Source organism: Tangfeifania diversioriginum (assembly GCF_900141875.1).
GTDB classification, from domain to species: Bacteria; Bacteroidota; Bacteroidia; order Bacteroidales; family Prolixibacteraceae; genus Tangfeifania; species Tangfeifania diversioriginum.
In genome coordinates, this window is sequence record NZ_FQZE01000007.1 from 67,643 (window position 1) to 85,363 (window position 17,721).

The window sequence follows — 17,721 nt, forward strand, 5'->3', positions numbered from 1 at the left end:
CGACTAAGATTAGGTAAAATTTTTTTTCAAAAGTTTAACTTCCTCTAAGTCGGGATTAACCTGAACTTTATTCATATTTTTAAAATTTATAAATGGTTCAGGTTAAAATTATTGTGTTGAAATCACAGTGAAATATTTTCCAATTATGGCAGTTTATTCCTCCTTTCGGCGCGTGAATATATTTTTCATTTTTTGTAACAAATCATTAAAACTGTTATAATCTTCAGTGAAAGTAAACCCGATTCCTTGCGTGTACGGCGCTGTTTCGTAGATGAGGTTGTTGTTGGAACGGTTGTAGGCTTTAAACTGAATTTTTCCACTCGGTATCAGTTTTACGTTTACGTCGAAATCGCCCACAAGCTGGCTGCTGTTGGTTGAGTTGGGATTATTGTTGTTTCCAATATTTCCGTTAATGGTTACCCTGTCGTTAAACATTTGGGTGCTCATGGCCAGCTCAATTTCATCATTTGTTATCTGGTTTCCGGGGCGGTAATTAAGTCCAATATCTAAATTGTTGCTTATTTGCGAAAGCCAGTTGCTCAACTGATTTGAAAAAAGCTCGCTGGCCGTAGTGCCAATCAGGTTGGGGTTTTGCGCTTCGTAGGTTCCGCGAAGGTAATCAGGGGTGTAAAATTTACCCAGAACCACCAGCGAAAGAATTTGTTTGTTCATTTCCTCCGGTGTGCTGAAATATTGCCGCAACTCTTCAACCAAACGGCTTTCCACAGTTGGAAAATCAATGGCAAAGTCAATTTCAGGGTTGGATAAATCTTCGGTAAGTAAAATTTTACATTCAACAGGAACACGCTGGCTTTGATAAATATCTTCGTAGTATGAATCTACAAGTAAATCATACAATGAGGCTTTCAGCCTGTAAACAGCATTTATGTCGATTGTAGCTTCATAAGGATTTCCTGACCACTCGATGGTTCCACCCTGTTCAATTGAAAAACGTTTATTAATTACGTTTTGAAGCGTAAAGAGGTAATCGCCCTGCTCAACTGTGTAGTTTCCCGAAAGTGTAATATTCCCCTCGCTATCCATTCCAAAAAGCAAAACACCTTCGCCCTGTGCTTTTATCACATCACCAATTTGCGAGTTGTAAATGAGTTGTGCCCTGGCTTCGGGAGTTGCATTGATAGAGAGGTTGAGGCTAAAATTTTCTTCCTCAGTTTCAGGAAATATAAATTCCTGGGGTTCGTCATTTTCGGATGAAGTAAACCGGATAAAATCGTAGCGTTCGATTTCCCCCTCGTTTTCAAGCGAAATGTTAACATTGGTACCATTTAAAGTTGTTGCATTACCATTCATTCTTACCTGTTTTCCCCTTCCTGTAATGGTTATTCTGCCGCTGCCTACTACCTTCCCGAAAAATTGATTGTTGTCTCTCATGGTAGTGTTTATGGCTACAATTTTAGGAGTATTTACCGAGAGGTCGTAAATCATATCCTGGAAATTGGTGTGCACGATGGTGCCGTCAAAAGTTCCGCGGTTTCCTGATTTGTCGTAAATTGTAATCTTCTCGAACAGCAACGTATCGCCTTTAAAATATACTGAATCGGTAAAATGATAGCTTACCTGCGTGTAGTCGATGGTTAATTGAGCATTTGAACCTTGTAGCGCTCCGTCGAACAAAATTTTATCGGTAGTGCCGTGGATTTTCAGTTTGCCGGAGGCACTTCCGCTAATATCTGAAAAAGTTTTTTGAATAACAGTTTCAAGAATAACAAGTGAAAGACTGTCTGCATTTGCCTCATAATTTATTTCGTTGTTTTCGGGGTTGTAAAAGCCTTCGGCAAAAAGACTTAACCGGTTGTTGTTTGTAATTCTTAGTTTAGAATTAAGAACTGGTTCTATGTAATCCCATTCATTGGTGAGCTCAACATCTCCAATTTTTTGGTCTTTAAAATTGAAGTTGCTGACGTTTATATCAGAAAAAATGATGCGTTTACCGTAAAAATCCTTTAGGCCGGCTGAGCCGTTAACAATCCCTCCAAGCGGAAGATCTTTATTAAGGTATGTGCCCACATTATTTAAATTCAAATCTTCGAGAACGAGGGTTAAAATTTTCGATTTGTCTTCAGAAATAATGCCATTCAAGCTGAGGTGCTGATTTTTATTAAAAAAATTGAAATCGTTAATTTCGATGTGGCTACTGTCGGCTGTTGCCGTAAAAGGACTTATTTGCCAAACCGTATCGGCAATGTTAACGTGGGTAGGAAATCCTTCAACCCGGATGAACGGAAGTTTTGAATTTTCATTTTCGGTAAAAATAGTTCTGGTTTTTACCTCTCCGCTGTAACTCATGTCGTCCGGATTTCCCCATGCTATCAGGTTGTCGATTGTATTGTTTTCGATTTCCGAATTGATGGTTAAATTTTCCATGCTCATCCCGTTTCTCAGGCGTACTTCTCCAAACCTGAATTTTGAGGAGAAGTTGCCGTTCTCAGGAGTATTACTTATGAAAATGTTTCTTACCATGAGGTTATTGGTGTTGAAGCCCGGGATACTTCCTTTAACTTCAAAAAATGATTGTTCTGAGTCGAGCCTTCCGTAAAGCAGGAATGGAGTTTCAATTTTGAGCCCTGGTGAAAAAACGGCAGTGAGATTGTCGAGGTTGTTCACATCGAGCTGAAATCCAAAATTATTATCTTTTGCAGTGGCCAGTCTTTCGTAATTTATGGCGGGAATATAACGGCTCATACTTTTTTCAAACGAATTGAGTATGTTTTGAAAATGGTAATCACCATTTATTTCAATATCAAAAAAATCGGAGGTAAATGAGAGGTATTTCATTGCTCCGCCGGTAACCGACTGAAGTTCCATTCCTTCGAGATTCAGTTCCCCATTACGATTTTTGTAAATGCCATTTTCAACGGCAATAGAACCGGCAATATTATCCAGTTTGTCGCCGGTAAAATTGGCGGTCATTGTAAACGATAATTCAGAGTCGGGGAAATTTGTGCTCAGGTTTAGTTTGCCTGGCAGTGCTTTGTCCATTTCCACCCTGAAATCGAAAACAGGCACTTCGGGGTTGAAATTCAGTGTTCCCAGAAAATCAAATTTGAGGTTGGGATCATTTACTATGGCTAAGCCATCGAACATGCGGTTGTCCAAAATGCCATCAATCTGAATGTTTTTGTAGTTGTATCCGTTAATATTTACACTGTCCACTTTTCCGTTGAAAGCCCCTGCCACCGACTGGTCGGCACGGTCGAAATATCCGTCAACGGTACCGTCAAAAGTAATGTCTTCCACCAGGTCGATTCCCAAAAGTTCACCAATCATAAAATCTTCGGTGGCCACTTTCCCTCTGTAAATAACCTGTCTCTCCTCATCGGGAGTAACCGACACGTCGGTGTTCACAATGCCCATGTCGCTGGAAAGTGTTCCAAATGCCACAAAATCATTTAAAAATCCGGTGAAATTTCCCTGGTAGGAGAAAATCCCGGCTTTGTAAAGCGACTCCGAAAAGCTGAGGTACCCGGTTCCCCATTTTTCAGGCAGTTTAATCCGGCTTAAATCCTGAAACGAAGTTTGCGAATTTTTCAGGTCCACAAAAAGGTACAGGTTTTCGGGATCGGAAATATCGTTGGCGTAAAATTCAAATTCGGCCGATGTATTTTGGCCGGTACTCATTACCAGGTTCCGTCCTTTTAAATCGTCGAGGCTCCCAAAAATCCGGCCCGAAAAATCTACAACCTGGTTCATTCCTTTCAGTGCAGGAATAAGTTGGGCCACGTCGTAAAAACTGATTTTTGAGTTGGAGAAAGAAAAATCGAATTGTGCACTGGCTGGTGCATTTTCCGTTTCGGCAGAAGGAAATTCAATCGTGAATTCACTTTCAGGAATGTTTGATCGTTCAGTATTCACGGTGAGGCCGGTCAGCTCGATTTTTTTATTAGTCGAACTGAAACTTGATTGTAACTTGTTGATTTTGAAATTTTTGCTGTCGTTAAATGTGAGCTGGTTAATTTTAAAAAACACGGAATCCTCAACCAGTGAAAAATCCGAAATGTTCAGCATGAAATCCTGAAGCCGGAACAAATTTTTTTCTTCTTCCGGAGTATAGTTCTGAATGTGAGTTTCAGGGCTGTAAAAATTAAAATTGTTGCAATAAAATTGCCACTCTGCGGGTGATTCGTTTCTGTTTTGAAGCGAATCAATAATGAAATTAAAATTAAAAATGCCCGCAGTGTCGCGCTTAATGTTTATTCTGCTTTCAATAAAAGTCAACTGCCCCAGCACAATTTTCTTTTTCCTGAATTGAAAACTGTCAATTTTTGCCGACACGTTGGGTGAAAAAATCAGGGTATCCTGTTGCTGATCTTCTACCAGCACATTTTCCAGAATTATATTTCTGAAAAGTGAGATGTCAACCCGGCCCACGCTAATTTTTGCACCAATCCTTTCTGACAGCCGCGATGTAACTTTTTGGGTAAGAAAAGTTTGAACATTGCTGTTTTGCAACGCCATGTATGCCCCGCCCAGCATGCCAATTATGAATGCCAGTACAATCAATCCTATTTTCCAGCCTTTTTTAATATTTTTGTCCTTTAATTAGTAAACGAACTTAGCTTTTTTCGGAAACAAAATTAGGAATAGTTCCTTTATTTATTAACCACTATGGTTTGATAAATAGTATAAATGTGTTTTTTCGGAAAAGTAAGGTTTCGCTAAAAATAACGATTCATTTGAAAAATACAATATGACGGAGATTAAAAAGCGTGGAATTACCATTTTGGGGATTGAATCGTCGTGCGACGACACTTCGGCAGCTATTATTCGTGATGGGGTAATTTTGTCGAATGTGGTAGCCGGGCAGAAAGTCCACGAGGAGTATGGCGGAGTAGTTCCCGAGCTGGCTTCGCGCGCGCATCAGCAAAATATTATTCCGGTAGTTGACCTGGCATTGAAACGGGCCGGAATTTCCAAAGAGGAAGTTTCGGCAGTTGCTTTTACCCGTGGCCCCGGGTTGCTGGGATCGTTGCTGGTGGGAACTTCGTTTGCTAAAGGTTTTTCGCTGGCTGCCGGAATTCCGCTCATCGAGGTAAATCATTTGCGGGGTCACGTGCTGGCGCTTTTCATTAAAGAGAAAGATACAAAGTTTAATCCGCCGCGGTTCCCGTTTTTGTGTCTGCTGGTTTCGGGCGGTAATTCACAAATTATTAAAGTGCACGATTACCTGCACATGGAAGTGATTGGCCAAACCATTGACGATGCTGCCGGCGAAGCTTTCGACAAATGTGCCAAGGTGATGGGACTGCCTTATCCGGGCGGGCCACATGTGGACAGGCTGGCAAAAGAGGGAAACCCCCACAGGTTTGAATTCTCAAAACCCCGGATTTCCGGGCTCGATTACAGTTTCAGCGGATTGAAAACGAACTTTCTGTATTTTTTGCGCGATAACATAAAAGAGAACAACAATTTTATTGAAGAGAATAAAAATGATCTCTGCGCCTCGCTGCAACATACCATTATTGAAATTCTTTTAAATAAACTAAAACGGGCTGCCAAAGAAACAGGCATTAAGGAAATTGCACTTGCCGGCGGGGTTTCGGCTAACTCGGGGTTAAGAAGCGCACTGAAAAATGAAGCAGAAAAAAGAGGCTGGCATTTGGTTATTCCGAAATTTGAATACACCATGGACAACGCAGCGATGATTGCCATTACCGGTTACTACAAATACCTGAATAATGAATTTGCCGCGCAAAATATTGTGCCGTTTGCCCGCACACAACTCTGATATATTATGATTTTTCAGAATAAACTGATACACGGAACTTTAATCAGACGCTACAAACGTTTTCTGGCAGATGTAAAACTCGATGATGGTTCCGAAGTTATTGCCCACTGCACCAACTCCGGCTCCATGAAAAGTTGCCTCGAAAACGGCGCCGAAGTTTATTTGTCGCCTGTAAACGATCCCAAACGCAAAACAAAATTTACCTGGGAAATGATAAAAATTAACGGCGACTGGGTGGGTATCAATACCGGAAATCCAAACAAGCTGGCTTTTGAAGCTGTTTCAGCAGGTGAAATACCGGGGCTTACTGGTTATACCACCGTGAAACGCGAGGTGAAATTTAACGATTCGCGATTTGATGTTTTTGCCGAAAACGACCACGAAAAATGTTTTGTGGAAGTTAAAAATGTAACGCTAAAAGAAGGGAAATACGCCCTTTTTCCTGATGCGGTTACAGCCCGCGGGCTCAAGCATTTAAAAACACTGATTGAGGTGAAAAAGCAGGGAATGCGTGCCGTGATGCTTTACATCGTTCAGCGCAGCGATGTGGAGATTTTTGCCCCTGCCCGCGAAATCGATCCGGGTTATTCAAACATGCTGAAAAAAGCCGTTGAAGCCGGCGTTGAAGTAATTCCCATGCAGGCAAAAGTTTCGCCCGAAAAAATTGAGCTGGTTAAAAAGTTACCTTTCGAAATTTAGTTTCTGAACAGAATAGGGAGTTATTCCTCTTCCGGTGCTTCAATTCGTCCGTAAAACGAAATGGCCTGCCGGTTGGTGCTGATCACATTCAGTGTGGCATACCCCTGTTCAGAAATTTTGAAGGTGAAACTGATGTTATCCATTCCTTTTTTTACATCGAAATCAACCACGTAACCGTTTTCGTCTTTTTCCATTTTATATTCTTCAGCCAGCTCAGTAAAATCGAATGCTGAGTTGCGGCCACCGTAATCAACATGGTACGCACGACCATAGAATGGCAGGTACGAATCAATTGTGTCGCCTTTAATTTTCAAGTCAAATGAATAATTCAGGTAAATGCTTCCGCCGCCCATGGGCATGGCATGTGTTGGCCTGAAAACAAAGTCTTTCTCTTTCAGGATGTTTTTGATTTCTTTCATTTTTTCAGTCTGGCGTTCGGCCCTGATTTCCTTCCGGCTTTTCTTTTCCTGCGTTTGCGCGTTGGTTAATGTTACTGTTGTGAAAAACACTATCAACAAAAAAAATATCGTTTTCATGGTATTCCGGTTTTTTAATTGGTACAATAAAATTAATTTCGCTTCACTGTTCACCAGTACTGAATTTGCAAAAACTATTCCAGTGTCATTATTACGTTTTTAAAAGCAAATTGTTATGAATAAGAAATACATAGGTGCCCATGTGAGTGCTGCCGGCGGAGTGGAAAATGCACCGGTAAATGCGCATAAAATAGGAGCAACTGCTTTTGCATTGTTTACCAAAAACCAGCGGCAATGGAAAGCAAAACCGCTTACTGACGAGAATATTAAAAAGTTTAAAGAAAACTGTGAAAAATACGGTTACAAAGCGGGGCAGATTTTACCGCACGACAGCTACCTGATTAACCTGGGGCACCCCGAAAAAGAGGCACTGCAAAAATCGCGTGATGCTTTTTTGGACGAAATGCAGCGCTGCGAACAGTTGGGCATCGATCGCCTCAATTTTCATCCGGGCAGCCATCTCAATAAAATCAGCGAAAAAGAGTGCCTGGCAACCATTGCCAACTCCATCAACCTGGCATTGGAGCAAACAAAAGGAGTGACTGCCGTAATTGAAAATACCGCGGGTCAGGGCACCAATCTTGGATTTTCATTTTATCAGATAAAAGAAATTATCGACCAGGTGGAGGATAAAAACAGGGTGGGAGTGTGCATCGACACCTGCCATGCCTATTCGGCAGGTTATGACATTCTGAATAATTTTGAAGATGTTTTTCGTGAGTTTGAAGAAGTGATCGGGTTTGACTACCTGAAAGGAATGCACCTGAATGATTCAAAAAAGGAACTGGCATCGAAAGTTGACAGGCACAACAGCATGGGCGAAGGATCCCTCGGCTGGGAGCCTTTCCGAATGATTATGAAGGACAGCCGGTTTGACGGAATCCCTTTGATATTGGAAACACCTGACGACCAGCGTTGGGCAGAAGAGATTAAAACACTGAAAAATATGCAGGAATGAGCAATACGGTTTATTTAAACGGGAAATTTGTGCCGGAGGAAGAAGCCCGCATTTCACCCAACGATCGTGGTTTCCTTTTTGCCGATGGCGTTTACGAGGTGATAAAATATTACAATGGCAAACCTTTTCGTTATGCCAATCATATTGAACGGCTCGAAAGAAGTCTCCGTGAGATTCGAATTGATTTTCGTGAAACGGGCAGTTTGAAATCAGTTTTTCAAAAATTGCTGGCAGATAATGAATTGACAGAAACCCATGCAGGAATTTATCTTCAGATTACACGGGGAGCGCATCGCCGGATTCATTCTTTTCCCGACAAGTATGAACCCACCGTTTACGCTTTTGCTTTCAGTTTGCCGTCAGCGGCTCAAAATATCGAAAACGGAATTAAAGTAACCACGCACGAAGATATTCGCTGGTTGCGTTGCGATATCAAATCGGTTTCGTTGCTGCCCAATACTTTTCTTTTTAACGAAGCGGTTGAAAATGGCGGCGGGGAATGTATTTTGATCCGCAACGGAGTTGTCACCGAAGCTACACATTCGAGTGTTTTTGGCGTGAAAAACGGAACAGTTTACACACATCCGCTGTCCAATTTAATTCTGCCCGGAATTACGCGCAAAGCAGTCATTGGAATTTGCAAAAGGCTGAAAATTCAGGTGCAGGAAAAAGCTGTTTCTGAGGAGGAGTTGTTTGAATTGGATGAGCTGTTCATTACTGGAACAGGCAGCGAAATCACTCCTGTAATCCAGGTTGATGACAAACCCGTTGGAAACAAAAAGCCCGGTGGAATAACCCGGTTGATTCAGTTTGAATTTTTTAAGTTGACAAGCTTTTAACTGATCGAGCTCCAGTCGAAGCCGGTTTTGCCGGCGCGCAGGCTTTTTAGCAGAATTCTGTTTTCAGACTGTTGCAACCCCGGATCATTATCAAGTAAATCGGTTGCTACATCGCGGGCCAGTTTCAGAATTTCGCCATCTTTTCCCAGGTTGGCAATTTTCAGGTCGAAACCAATGCCGCTTTGCTGTGTTCCTTCCAAATCACCGGGGCCACGAAGTTTCATATCCACTTCGGCAATGTCGAATCCGTCGTTGGTGCGCACCATGGTTGACAACCGTTTCCGGCTTTCATTACTTATTTTATACGACGACATTAAAATGCAGTACGACTGCTCTGCACCGCGGCCAACACGTCCGCGCAACTGGTGCAGCTGCGACAGGCCGTACCGCTCGGCGCTCTCGATGACCATTACCGAAGCGTTGGGTACATCGACACCCACCTCAATAACAGTGGTGGCCACCAAAATCCTCGATTCACCGCTTTTAAATTTTTGCATTGCATTTTCTTTCTGATCGGGTTTCATCCTGCCATGTACCATGCCCACTTTTACATCCGGAAAAGCTTCCGAAATATGCCGAAAACCTTCCTCCAGGTTTTTCAAATCCATTTTTTCCGATTCGGTAATCAACGGGTAAACCACATATATCTGCCGGCCTTTTTGCAGCTGCATCCTCAAAAAGTTGTTTACCTGTTTCCTCTTATTTTCAAAAAAGTGATGCGTTTCAATGGGTTTGCGTCCGGGCGGAAGTTCATCGATTACCGAAACATCCAGATCGCCGTACACGGTCATGGCTAGTGTGCGTGGTATTGGCGTGGCAGTCATTACCAGCACATGCGGCGGAATTAAATCGTTCTTTTTCCAGAGTTTTGCTCGCTGGGCCACGCCAAAACGGTGCTGTTCGTCAATAACAACCAGCCCCAGTTTTTTAAAATTGACTACATCTTCAATCAGGGCGTGAGTTCCGATTAAAATTTGCAGGGTGCCGTTTTCAAGTTCTTCATGAAGTTGCCGGCGTTCGCTTTTTTTTGTGGAACCGGTGAGCAGCCCTACTTTTAAGGGCATATTTTGCAGAAATCCGGAAAGCGATTGATAATGCTGTTGTGCCAGAATTTCGGTGGGTGCCATCAGGCAACTCTGAAAACCGTTATCCATGGCTAAAAGCATGGTCATTAATGCCACCAGCGTTTTGCCGCTGCCCACATCGCCCTGCAAAAGCCGGTTCATTTGAACATTCCGTTTTACATCGCGACGAATTTCTTTTATCACCCTTTTTTGGGCACCCGTCAGTTCAAACGGTAAAAAATCGTTGTAAAACGTGTTGAAATTGTAACCCACCTCTTCAAAACGGTACCCTTTAAATTTGTTTTCGCGTTGATGTTTTAAAGCCAAAATTTTCAGCTGAATAATAAAAAGCTCTTCAAATTTCAGCCTGAAACGGGCATTTTTGAGTTCGGTGGTAGTTTCGGGTTTGTGAATGGCAGTCAGCGCTTTCTCCAGCGAAATGAGTTTGAGTTTTTTTAGTATCGTTTGTGGAAGTGTTTCATCAATTTTGCCCGTGGCAAGTTGAAGTAGTGTGAGCTGTAGTTTGTGAATCGTTTTTGAATTGAGGTACTTGTTTTTCATTTTTTCGGTGGTAATGTAATACCCCTGAAAAAGCCCCGACGGTTTAAGCTGTTTCTCCTCTTCTGTTTCCATTTCGGGGTGCACCACATTTATCCGGCCGTTAAATTCCGACGGTTTCCCAAAAACAATGTATTCTTTGTTGAGTTTCAGGTTTTCTTTTTGCCACTTGATGGCACGGAACCACACCAGTTCCAGGCTTCCTGTTTCATCGTAAAAGCGCGCGGTGAGCCTTTGTTTGTTTCCTTCGCCTATGGTTTCCATAGTCCTGATTTTGCCCTTTATCTGAATGTAAGGCATTTGCGCGTGTATTTCCGAAATGTGATAGAATTTGGTGCGGTCGATATATTTGTAGGGGAAATAATAAAGCAGGTCGCCGAATGTTTTAATTTTCAGCTCTTTCCCCAGTAGTTCGGCACGTTTGGGCCCAACTCCGGGTAAAAATTTTATTTCCTGATCTAAAAATCCGGGCATGAAACAAAGATACTTAATCTCAAGAATCAATCAACTTTCACGTTACCTGTTGAAGTCATTTTTTCGTCTTTTTCAATCCGCCTGATTTTTATATTGAAATAAGCAAAAATCATGGTCATTACCGGACTAATCAGATTGAAAAAGGCGTAGGGCAAATAATCGCCGGTTGCCACACCCAAAACGCGCGATTGTGTGGCACCACAGGTATTCCAGGGGATGAGCACCGATGTCATTGTTCCGCTATCCTCCAGCGTTCGGCTCAGTACTTCGGGCTTCAGTCCTTTTTCTTCGTAGGTTTTGCGGTACATTCGCCCCGGCACCACAATGGCAATGTACTGGTCGCTTGCGGTTGTATTGAAAAACAGGCAGGTGCCCACAGTTGAGGCCACCAGGCTGCCGGTACTTTTGGCGTATTTAACAATGGGGCGTGTAATTCGTTGCAGCAAGCCGGCCGATTCCATCACTCCACCAAATACCATGGCTGAAAGAATGAGCCAAACCGTGTCGAGCATCCCCCGCATTCCCGATGTGCTGAGCAATTCGTTTACATTTTCATCGGCAGTAATCAGCGATACATCGCCAAACATGGCCTGCATTACCGAAAGGTAGGAGGCTTTGGTGTAATTTTCGACAGCTCCTGCTACTTCTGTTATTATTTCAGGTTGAAAAATAACAGCAAAAATACCGCCCAGCAATGTACCCGCAAGTAGCGAAGGCAATGGCGGAACTTTCAGGATTATTATGGTCAGTAAAATGGCAGGAACCAGAAAAAGTAGGGGGTTGGTGTTAAATGTTCCCTCAATGGCCGATTTTACCGTGCTGATGTTGTTCATTGAACCCGAAAAATCGGAGCTAAAGCCAATAGACAGAAAAATGATTAAGGTGATAATTAACGAAGGAACTGTTGTGAAAGTCATATACCGAATGTGGGTGAATAAATCAGTTCCGGCCATGGCAGGGGCCAGGTTGGTGGTGTCGCTCAATGGCGACATTTTATCGCCAAAATACGAACCACTGATTATTGCGCCGGCAACTACCGCTTCATTCATCCCCAGAGCTTTTCCAATTCCCAGTAAAGCCACGCCAATTGTGGCTATGGTTGACCATGAACTCCCGGTGGCAACGCTCACTATGGCACTAACCACCACCGCTGTGAACAGGAACATTTTGGGGCTGATAATATCGAGCCCGTAATAAATCATTGCCGGAACCACTCCGCTAATCATCCAGGTGCCGGCCAGCGAGCCAATGAGAAGCAGAATTAAAATAGAGGGCATGGCCGATCCGATGGTCGAGACAATTTTTTCCCTGATTTTATTCCATTTTAACCCCTGGCGGTGGGCAACAAGTCCGGCCAGCGCTGCAGCCAGCAACAATGCAATTTGATTGGCACCCGACAGGGTATTCTCAAAAAGAAGCACATTGAAAGTTAACAATGCTATCAGGACCAGAATTGGTAAAAGTGCTGCAAACAGGCTGGTTTCGCGTTTCATCAAAAATTATCTTTAGTCGATCGGCGGAACAAACTAACACATTTCTCCTTAAAATCGGTTAAAAACATAAAATTATTTGGCTCAAAAATACCGGATTTAATAAAGGCCATGTTATAATTAATTGATTATATTTTCGTTTTTTTATCAGCTGATAGAAAAAATATGACAAAATTATACCTCAAAATTATTTGGTTTGCGATTTTCCTGCTTTCTGTATCACAGTTAACTGCCCAGCGAAGCAACGGGTTAACAGTTGAAGGAACGGTGAGTGTTGAAGAAGGACGAGTTGACGGTGCTGTAATTCAGATGTACCGCGACGGCAACCGGATGGACAACTATGGGATTGGTACTGATGGCCGTTACCGGGTAGAACTGAATTATGACCACGAATTCACACTTATTTTTACCCGCGAAGATAATTTTCCGCAAAAAATTGTTGTGGATACTAATGTTCCGCGAAGTGTTTTGCAATCGGATCCGCTGTTTCCGCCTTTTCCCGTTGATATCAATCTTTTTACTGAAATTGAAGGGATTGACCGAACCTTTTCGGAAAATACAGTGCTGAAAATTTATTACAGCGAAGATGTTGATAATTTTATTTCGGATGTGTATTATAACAATGCACAAATAAAGCACCTTATTGAACAAGCCATTCTTCAGTCGCAAATGATTGATAATGAGTCCGATTATCTTGCCGCGCTCACCCGTGCCGAACGTGCCGAGTTGCAAAAGGAATACGATCAGCTTATTGAACAGGCTGAGGCTGAATACAACAATGAGCAATTTTTAAATGCACTCGACGGTTACAAAGCCGCCAGCCAGATTTTTCCCAGCGAACAATACCCCAAAGATCGCATAGCTGAAATTAACGATCTGCTGGGCTTGCTGATGGTTGCCGGCGAAATGGAAAAAGCACTGGCCGAACGGCTTGAATCTCTTTTAAAACAGGGCGATCTGCAATTTGAAAGAGAACAGTTCGATGAAGCCAGAAGTTCGTACCAACGGGCCCTGTCAATTAATTCAGAAAATGAACATGCTAAAACACGTCTGGCTGAAATTGATGAAATTTTTAATCAGCGAGATGTGTCACGCCAGTTTGATGAACTCGTAAAACAGGGCGACAATGCATTGAACGAATTGCTTTACAATGAAGCGCAAACAGCCTACGAAAAGGCACTGGCACTAAAACCCGAAGAAGAATACCCCCGGGGAAAACTTGATGAAGTGAATGCTATTTTGAACCGGCAAGCACAAAATGCTGAAAAACAAAAAAGTTACGATGAAGCTATTTTTCAGGCTGAACTAAACTTTGAGAAGCAGTTCTACGAGGAGGCCATCTCTTTTTACGAAAAAGCCCTCACTTTTAAACCAGGCGACGAAGTAGCCTCTGCCAAAATTCAGGAAATTAAAGATTTAATGTACGAGTTGGCCAATCGTACCCTTTACGACCGGTTGATTAAATCGGCCGACAGAGCTTTCAAACGCGAAGAATATTCTGAAGCACTGGCTGATTACAGGCAGGCAGTTGACCTTTTCTCAGACGAAGAGTGGCCCACCGAACAGATTTCCAAAATTGAAGAAATTCTGGAAACTGAACGTAACTTTGCCCGTTTGATAAGCCAGGCTGATGTTGCGTTTGATGATGAAAATTATTTGAACTCCAGAAGATTGTATGAGCAGGCACTGGAACTTCAGCCCGAAGATGAACACGCACTCTCGAGAATTGATGAGATAGATGAAATTCTAGCCGGGCAGGCACTTGATAAACAATATGCAGAGTTAATATCCGAAGCTGACCGGCTTTTTAATTCCGAAGAACTTCAGGAGGCCAAAGCACAATACCAGCTGGCATTGAATGTCAAACCCGGTGAAGATTACCCTGAAGAGAAAATTTCGGAGATTGATGCCATTTTTACTGAACGGGAACGCATTAATACTGAATATAGTGAATTGATTGCCCGTGCTGATGAAAGTTTTGAAGCGGAGAATTATCCGGAGGCCAGAGAAAACTATCAGGAAGCTCGAAATATTAAACCTTCCGAGAGTTATCCTCCGGAAATGATTGACCGAATTGATTCGATTGTTGCAGAACGCGAACGATTACTGGCTGAACAAGAAGCTGCCGAAGCCGCAGCTGAGCAAGCGCGACTGGAAGCTGAAGCCAGGGCGCGGGACGAAAAATACCAGGCGATTGTTGATGAAGCCGACCGCTTGACGGAAGAAAATGAACTGGTGGCAGCTGTTGGAAAATTCAGGGAAGCTCTGGATGTGAAGCCGGAAGAGCAATACCCGATTGTCCGCATAGAAGAAATCAGGGGAATGATTTCCCGGCAGCAGGAAGCACAGGAAGCCTACGACGCTGCCATCGCCCGTGCCGACCGCGATTTTGAAAATGAATCGTTCGACGACGCACGCTCGGGCTACAACGAAGCGAAACAGGCCAAACCCAACGAGTCGTATCCAGATGAAATGCTGGCACGAATCGATTCAATTGTTTCAGAACGTGCCCGTCTGGCTGCCGAGGCCGAAGCAGCGGAGCAGGCAAGATTAGCCGCGCTTGAAGCCGAACGTGACCAAAATTATAATCGGGCGGTTTCCCGTGGCGACAGCCTTTTCAACCTGGAAGAATATGAACCTTCGCGCATGGCTTACCAGTCGGCGCTGGAAGTAAAACCCGACGAAACTTACCCGCAGCAGCGCATCGATGAAATTGAAAATATTCTGACACAGCTCGCCGCAGCACAGGAAGCCTACGACGCCGCCATCACCCAAGCTGACCGCGATTTTGAAAACGAATCATTCGACGATGCACGCTCAGGTTACAACGACGCCAAACAAGCCAAGCCCGAAGAGACCTATCCCGATGAAATGCTGGCGCGAATCGATTCAATTGTTTCAGAACGTGCCCGTCTGGCTGCCGAAGCCGAAGCAGCAGAACAGGCACGACTTGCAGCTTTGGAAGCTGAACGCGATCGGAATTTCAACCAGGCGGTTTCCCGTGGCGACAGTCTTTTCAACCTGGAAGAATATGAACCTTCGCGCATGGCATACCAGTCGGCGCTGGAAGTAAAACCCGACGAAATTTACCCGCAGCAGCGCATCGAAGAAATTGAAAATATTCTGACTCAGCTCGCCGCGGCTCAGGAAGCCTACGATGCTGCCATCGCCCGTGCCGATCGCGATTTTGAAAACGAGTCGTTCGACGACGCGCGCACGGGCTACAACGAAGCCAAACAAGCCAAACCCGACGAAACCTATCCCGATGAAATGCTGGCACGTATCGATTCCATAGAAACGGAACGTGCTCGCCTTGCTGCCGAAGCCGAAGCCGCCGAGCAGGCAAGATTGGCCGCTTTGGAAGCTGAACGCGACCTAAATTACAACCGGGCCGTTTCACGTGGCGACAGTCTTTTCAACCTGGAAGAATATGAACCTTCACGCACGGCTTACCAGTCGGCGCTGGAAATAAAACCGGATGAAACGTACCCGCAGCAACGCATCGATGAAATTGGAAATATTCTGGCTCAGCTTGCTTCTGCACAGGAAGCTTACGATAATGCCATCGCACAAGCCGACCGCGATTTTGAAAGCGAGTCGTTCGATGATGCCCGCTCGGGTTACAACGAAGCCAAAACAGCCAAACCCGAAGAATCGTATCCCGATGAAATGCTGGCGCGAATCGACTCCATTGTTTCGGAACGTGCCCGTCTGGCTGCAGAGGCCGAAGCCGCCGAGCAGGCAAGATTGGCTGCTTTGGAAGCCGAACGCGACCGGGATTTCAACCAGGCGGTTTCACGTGGCGACAGTCTTTTCAACTTGGAAGAATATGAACCTTCGCGCATGGCTTACCAGTCGGCGCTGGAAGTGAAACCCGATGAAACCTACCCACAACAGCGCATCGATGAAATTGAAAATATTCTAACACAGCTCGCCAGCGCCCAGGAAGCTTACGATGCTGCCATCGCCCAAGCCGATCGCGATTTTGAAAACGAGTCGTTTGACGATGCGCGCTCAGGTTACAACGAAGCGAAAGCGGCCAAACCCGATGAAACCTATCCAGATGAAATGCTGGCCCAAATCGATTCCATCGTTTCAGAACGTGCCCGTCTGGCTGCCGAAGCCGAAGCAGCAGAACAGGCACGACTTGCAGCTTTGGAAGCCGAACGCGACCGGAATTACAACCGGGCCGTTTCCCATGGCGACAGCCTTTTCAACCTGGAAGAATATGAAACATCACGCACGTCTTACCAGTCGGCGCTGGAAGTAAAACCCGACGAAACTTATCCGCAGCAGCGCATCGATGAAATTGAAAATATTCTAACACAGCTCGCCAGCGCCCAGGAGGCCTACGAAGCCGCCATCGCCCGTGCCGACAGAGATTTTACAAACCGAAATCTTGATCAGGCCAAAGCTTCTTATGAAGAAGCATTGGAAATTCAACCTGTTGAAAATTATCCTCAAGAGCAAATTACTACTATAAATAATATGTTTCAGCAACAGGAGCTTGATGAAAAGTATCGCAAAATTATTCTGGCCGCCGACGGATTTTTCGAATCTGAATCGTACCAGGATGCAAGGCAGGAATATGAAAGTGCACTGGAACTGAAGCCGGATGAAAGTTATCCGAAAAGTCAGGTTGTGAAAATTGAAAATCTGCTGCGACAGGAAGAGGCGCGAATTAGTGCAGAGCAGCAGGCTGAAGCTGATATGGAAAGAAGGAGGGAACAATTAGCCGAACGGCAATCTGAAATAGAGGAACAGGAAATAATGAGCGAAGCCGGTTTGAATCAGCTTTATGATGAATATATCGCTTTGGGCGACGATTATTTTGACAGTGAACGCTACAACGTGTCCCGTGCCTGGTACTACAAAGCACTCGATGTGAAACCCGGTGAAGCTTATCCATCCCAGCGGATTGATGAAATTAACCGGATTATAGGCAGTTTGCTAATGAGTCAGCGCGATCGCGATTACCAGCAGTTTATCAATTTGGCCGACTCTACATTGCGTGAAAACCAACTGGCTGTTGCACGCGGATGGTACAACCGGGCACTGTCAGTAAAAGCAAATGAAAGTTATCCCTTAGAGCAGTTGAAAGAAATTCAAAAACGCGTGGAAGAAGGGTTGGCCGGTCAGTCCGGAGAAATTTTCGAAAGCCATGTGCAAAAAGGGAACGAAGCATTTGAAAATGAAAATTACAATGTGGCGCGGTTCTGGTTTAAAAAAGCTCTTGAACTGAGGCCTGATGACGAACAGGCCAATGAAAAATTAAATGAAATTGAACGTATTTTGAATTAGTAACGGAGCTTTTTTGAGGTACGAAGCGGGTATTATTTTTTATGATGAATAGCAGA

General features: G+C 44.0%; 9 protein-coding genes. 5 read left to right on the plus strand and 4 right to left on the minus strand.

Features of this window, described 5'->3' with window-relative positions; genetic code table 11:
* Positions 1–153: 153 nt before the first annotated feature.
* Positions 154–4,521, minus strand: coding sequence for a translocation/assembly module TamB domain-containing protein (locus BUC07_RS06180; RefSeq protein ID WP_139279491.1), 4,368 nt, complete (start codon positions 4,519–4,521; stop codon positions 154–156).
* A gap of 187 nt (positions 4,522–4,708) precedes the next feature.
* Here BUC07_RS06180 and tsaD point away from each other — a divergent pair, with 187 nt between their 5' ends.
* Both tsaD and sfsA read left to right on the plus strand, forming a co-directional pair.
* Positions 4,709–5,746 carry a tRNA (adenosine(37)-N6)-threonylcarbamoyltransferase complex transferase subunit TsaD gene (gene tsaD, locus BUC07_RS06185; RefSeq protein WP_073167283.1) on the plus strand — a complete coding sequence of 346 codons (1,038 nt, stop codon included), beginning with the start codon at positions 4,709–4,711 and terminating at the stop codon, positions 5,744–5,746.
* Positions 5,747–5,752: 6 nt separating this feature from the next.
* On the plus strand, positions 5,753–6,445 hold the full coding sequence (gene sfsA / locus BUC07_RS06190; protein ID WP_073167286.1) for a DNA/RNA nuclease SfsA: 693 nt from the start codon (positions 5,753–5,755) through the stop codon (positions 6,443–6,445).
* 20 nt (positions 6,446–6,465) lie between these two features.
* Here sfsA and BUC07_RS06195 read toward each other — a convergent pair whose 3' ends face one another.
* The gene (locus BUC07_RS06195) at positions 6,466–6,981 is read right to left on the minus strand and encodes a DUF4251 domain-containing protein (RefSeq protein WP_139279492.1); all 516 of its coding nucleotides are present in this window, start codon (positions 6,979–6,981) and stop codon (positions 6,466–6,468) included.
* 115 nt (positions 6,982–7,096) lie between these two features.
* Here BUC07_RS06195 and nfo point away from each other — a divergent pair, with 115 nt between their 5' ends.
* Together nfo and dat are read left to right on the plus strand one after the other, a co-directional pair.
* Complete coding sequence (gene nfo / locus BUC07_RS06200) at positions 7,097–7,939, plus strand: deoxyribonuclease IV (RefSeq protein WP_073167292.1); 843 nt, start codon at positions 7,097–7,099, stop codon at positions 7,937–7,939.
* Entirely contained in the window at positions 7,936–8,778 is an 843-nt protein-coding gene (gene dat, locus BUC07_RS06205) for a D-amino-acid transaminase (RefSeq protein WP_073167295.1), read from the plus strand. The genes nfo and dat overlap by 4 nt, the downstream gene beginning before the upstream one ends.
* Here the strand turns inward: dat and recG are convergent.
* On the minus strand, positions 8,775–10,874 hold the full coding sequence (recG, locus tag BUC07_RS06210) for an ATP-dependent DNA helicase RecG (RefSeq protein WP_073167297.1): 2,100 nt from the start codon (positions 10,872–10,874) through the stop codon (positions 8,775–8,777). The two genes, dat and recG, sit on opposite strands and share 4 nt — an antisense overlap.
* Before the next feature lie 26 nt (positions 10,875–10,900).
* On the minus strand, positions 10,901–12,367 hold the full coding sequence (nhaC, locus tag BUC07_RS06215; protein WP_073167300.1) for a Na+/H+ antiporter NhaC: 1,467 nt from the start codon (positions 12,365–12,367) through the stop codon (positions 10,901–10,903).
* A 162-nt stretch (positions 12,368–12,529) separates the two neighbouring features.
* On the opposite strand from nhaC, the gene BUC07_RS06220 reads away from it, so the two are divergent.
* Positions 12,530–17,665, plus strand: a complete 5,136-nt coding sequence (locus tag BUC07_RS06220) for a tetratricopeptide repeat protein (RefSeq protein ID WP_073167303.1) — start codon at positions 12,530–12,532, stop codon at positions 17,663–17,665.
* Positions 17,666–17,721 lie beyond the last annotated feature (56 nt).

Coding starts and splice junctions, on each gene's coding strand:
- nfo (WP_073167292.1), top strand. CDS start 7,097: ATGAATAAGAAATACATAGGTGCCCATGTGAGTGCTGCCGGCGGAGTG.
- BUC07_RS06220 (WP_073167303.1), top strand. CDS start 12,530: ATGACAAAATTATACCTCAAAATTATTTGGTTTGCGATTTTCCTGCTT.
- tsaD (WP_073167283.1), top strand. CDS start 4,709: ATGACGGAGATTAAAAAGCGTGGAATTACCATTTTGGGGATTGAATCG.
- nhaC (WP_073167300.1), bottom strand. CDS start 12,367: ATGAAACGCGAAACCAGCCTGTTTGCAGCACTTTTACCAATTCTGGTC.
- recG (WP_073167297.1), bottom strand. CDS start 10,874: ATGCCCGGATTTTTAGATCAGGAAATAAAATTTTTACCCGGAGTTGGG.
- BUC07_RS06195 (WP_139279492.1), bottom strand. CDS start 6,981: ATGAAAACGATATTTTTTTTGTTGATAGTGTTTTTCACAACAGTAACA.
- dat (WP_073167295.1), top strand. CDS start 7,936: ATGAGCAATACGGTTTATTTAAACGGGAAATTTGTGCCGGAGGAAGAA.
- sfsA (WP_073167286.1), top strand. CDS start 5,753: ATGATTTTTCAGAATAAACTGATACACGGAACTTTAATCAGACGCTAC.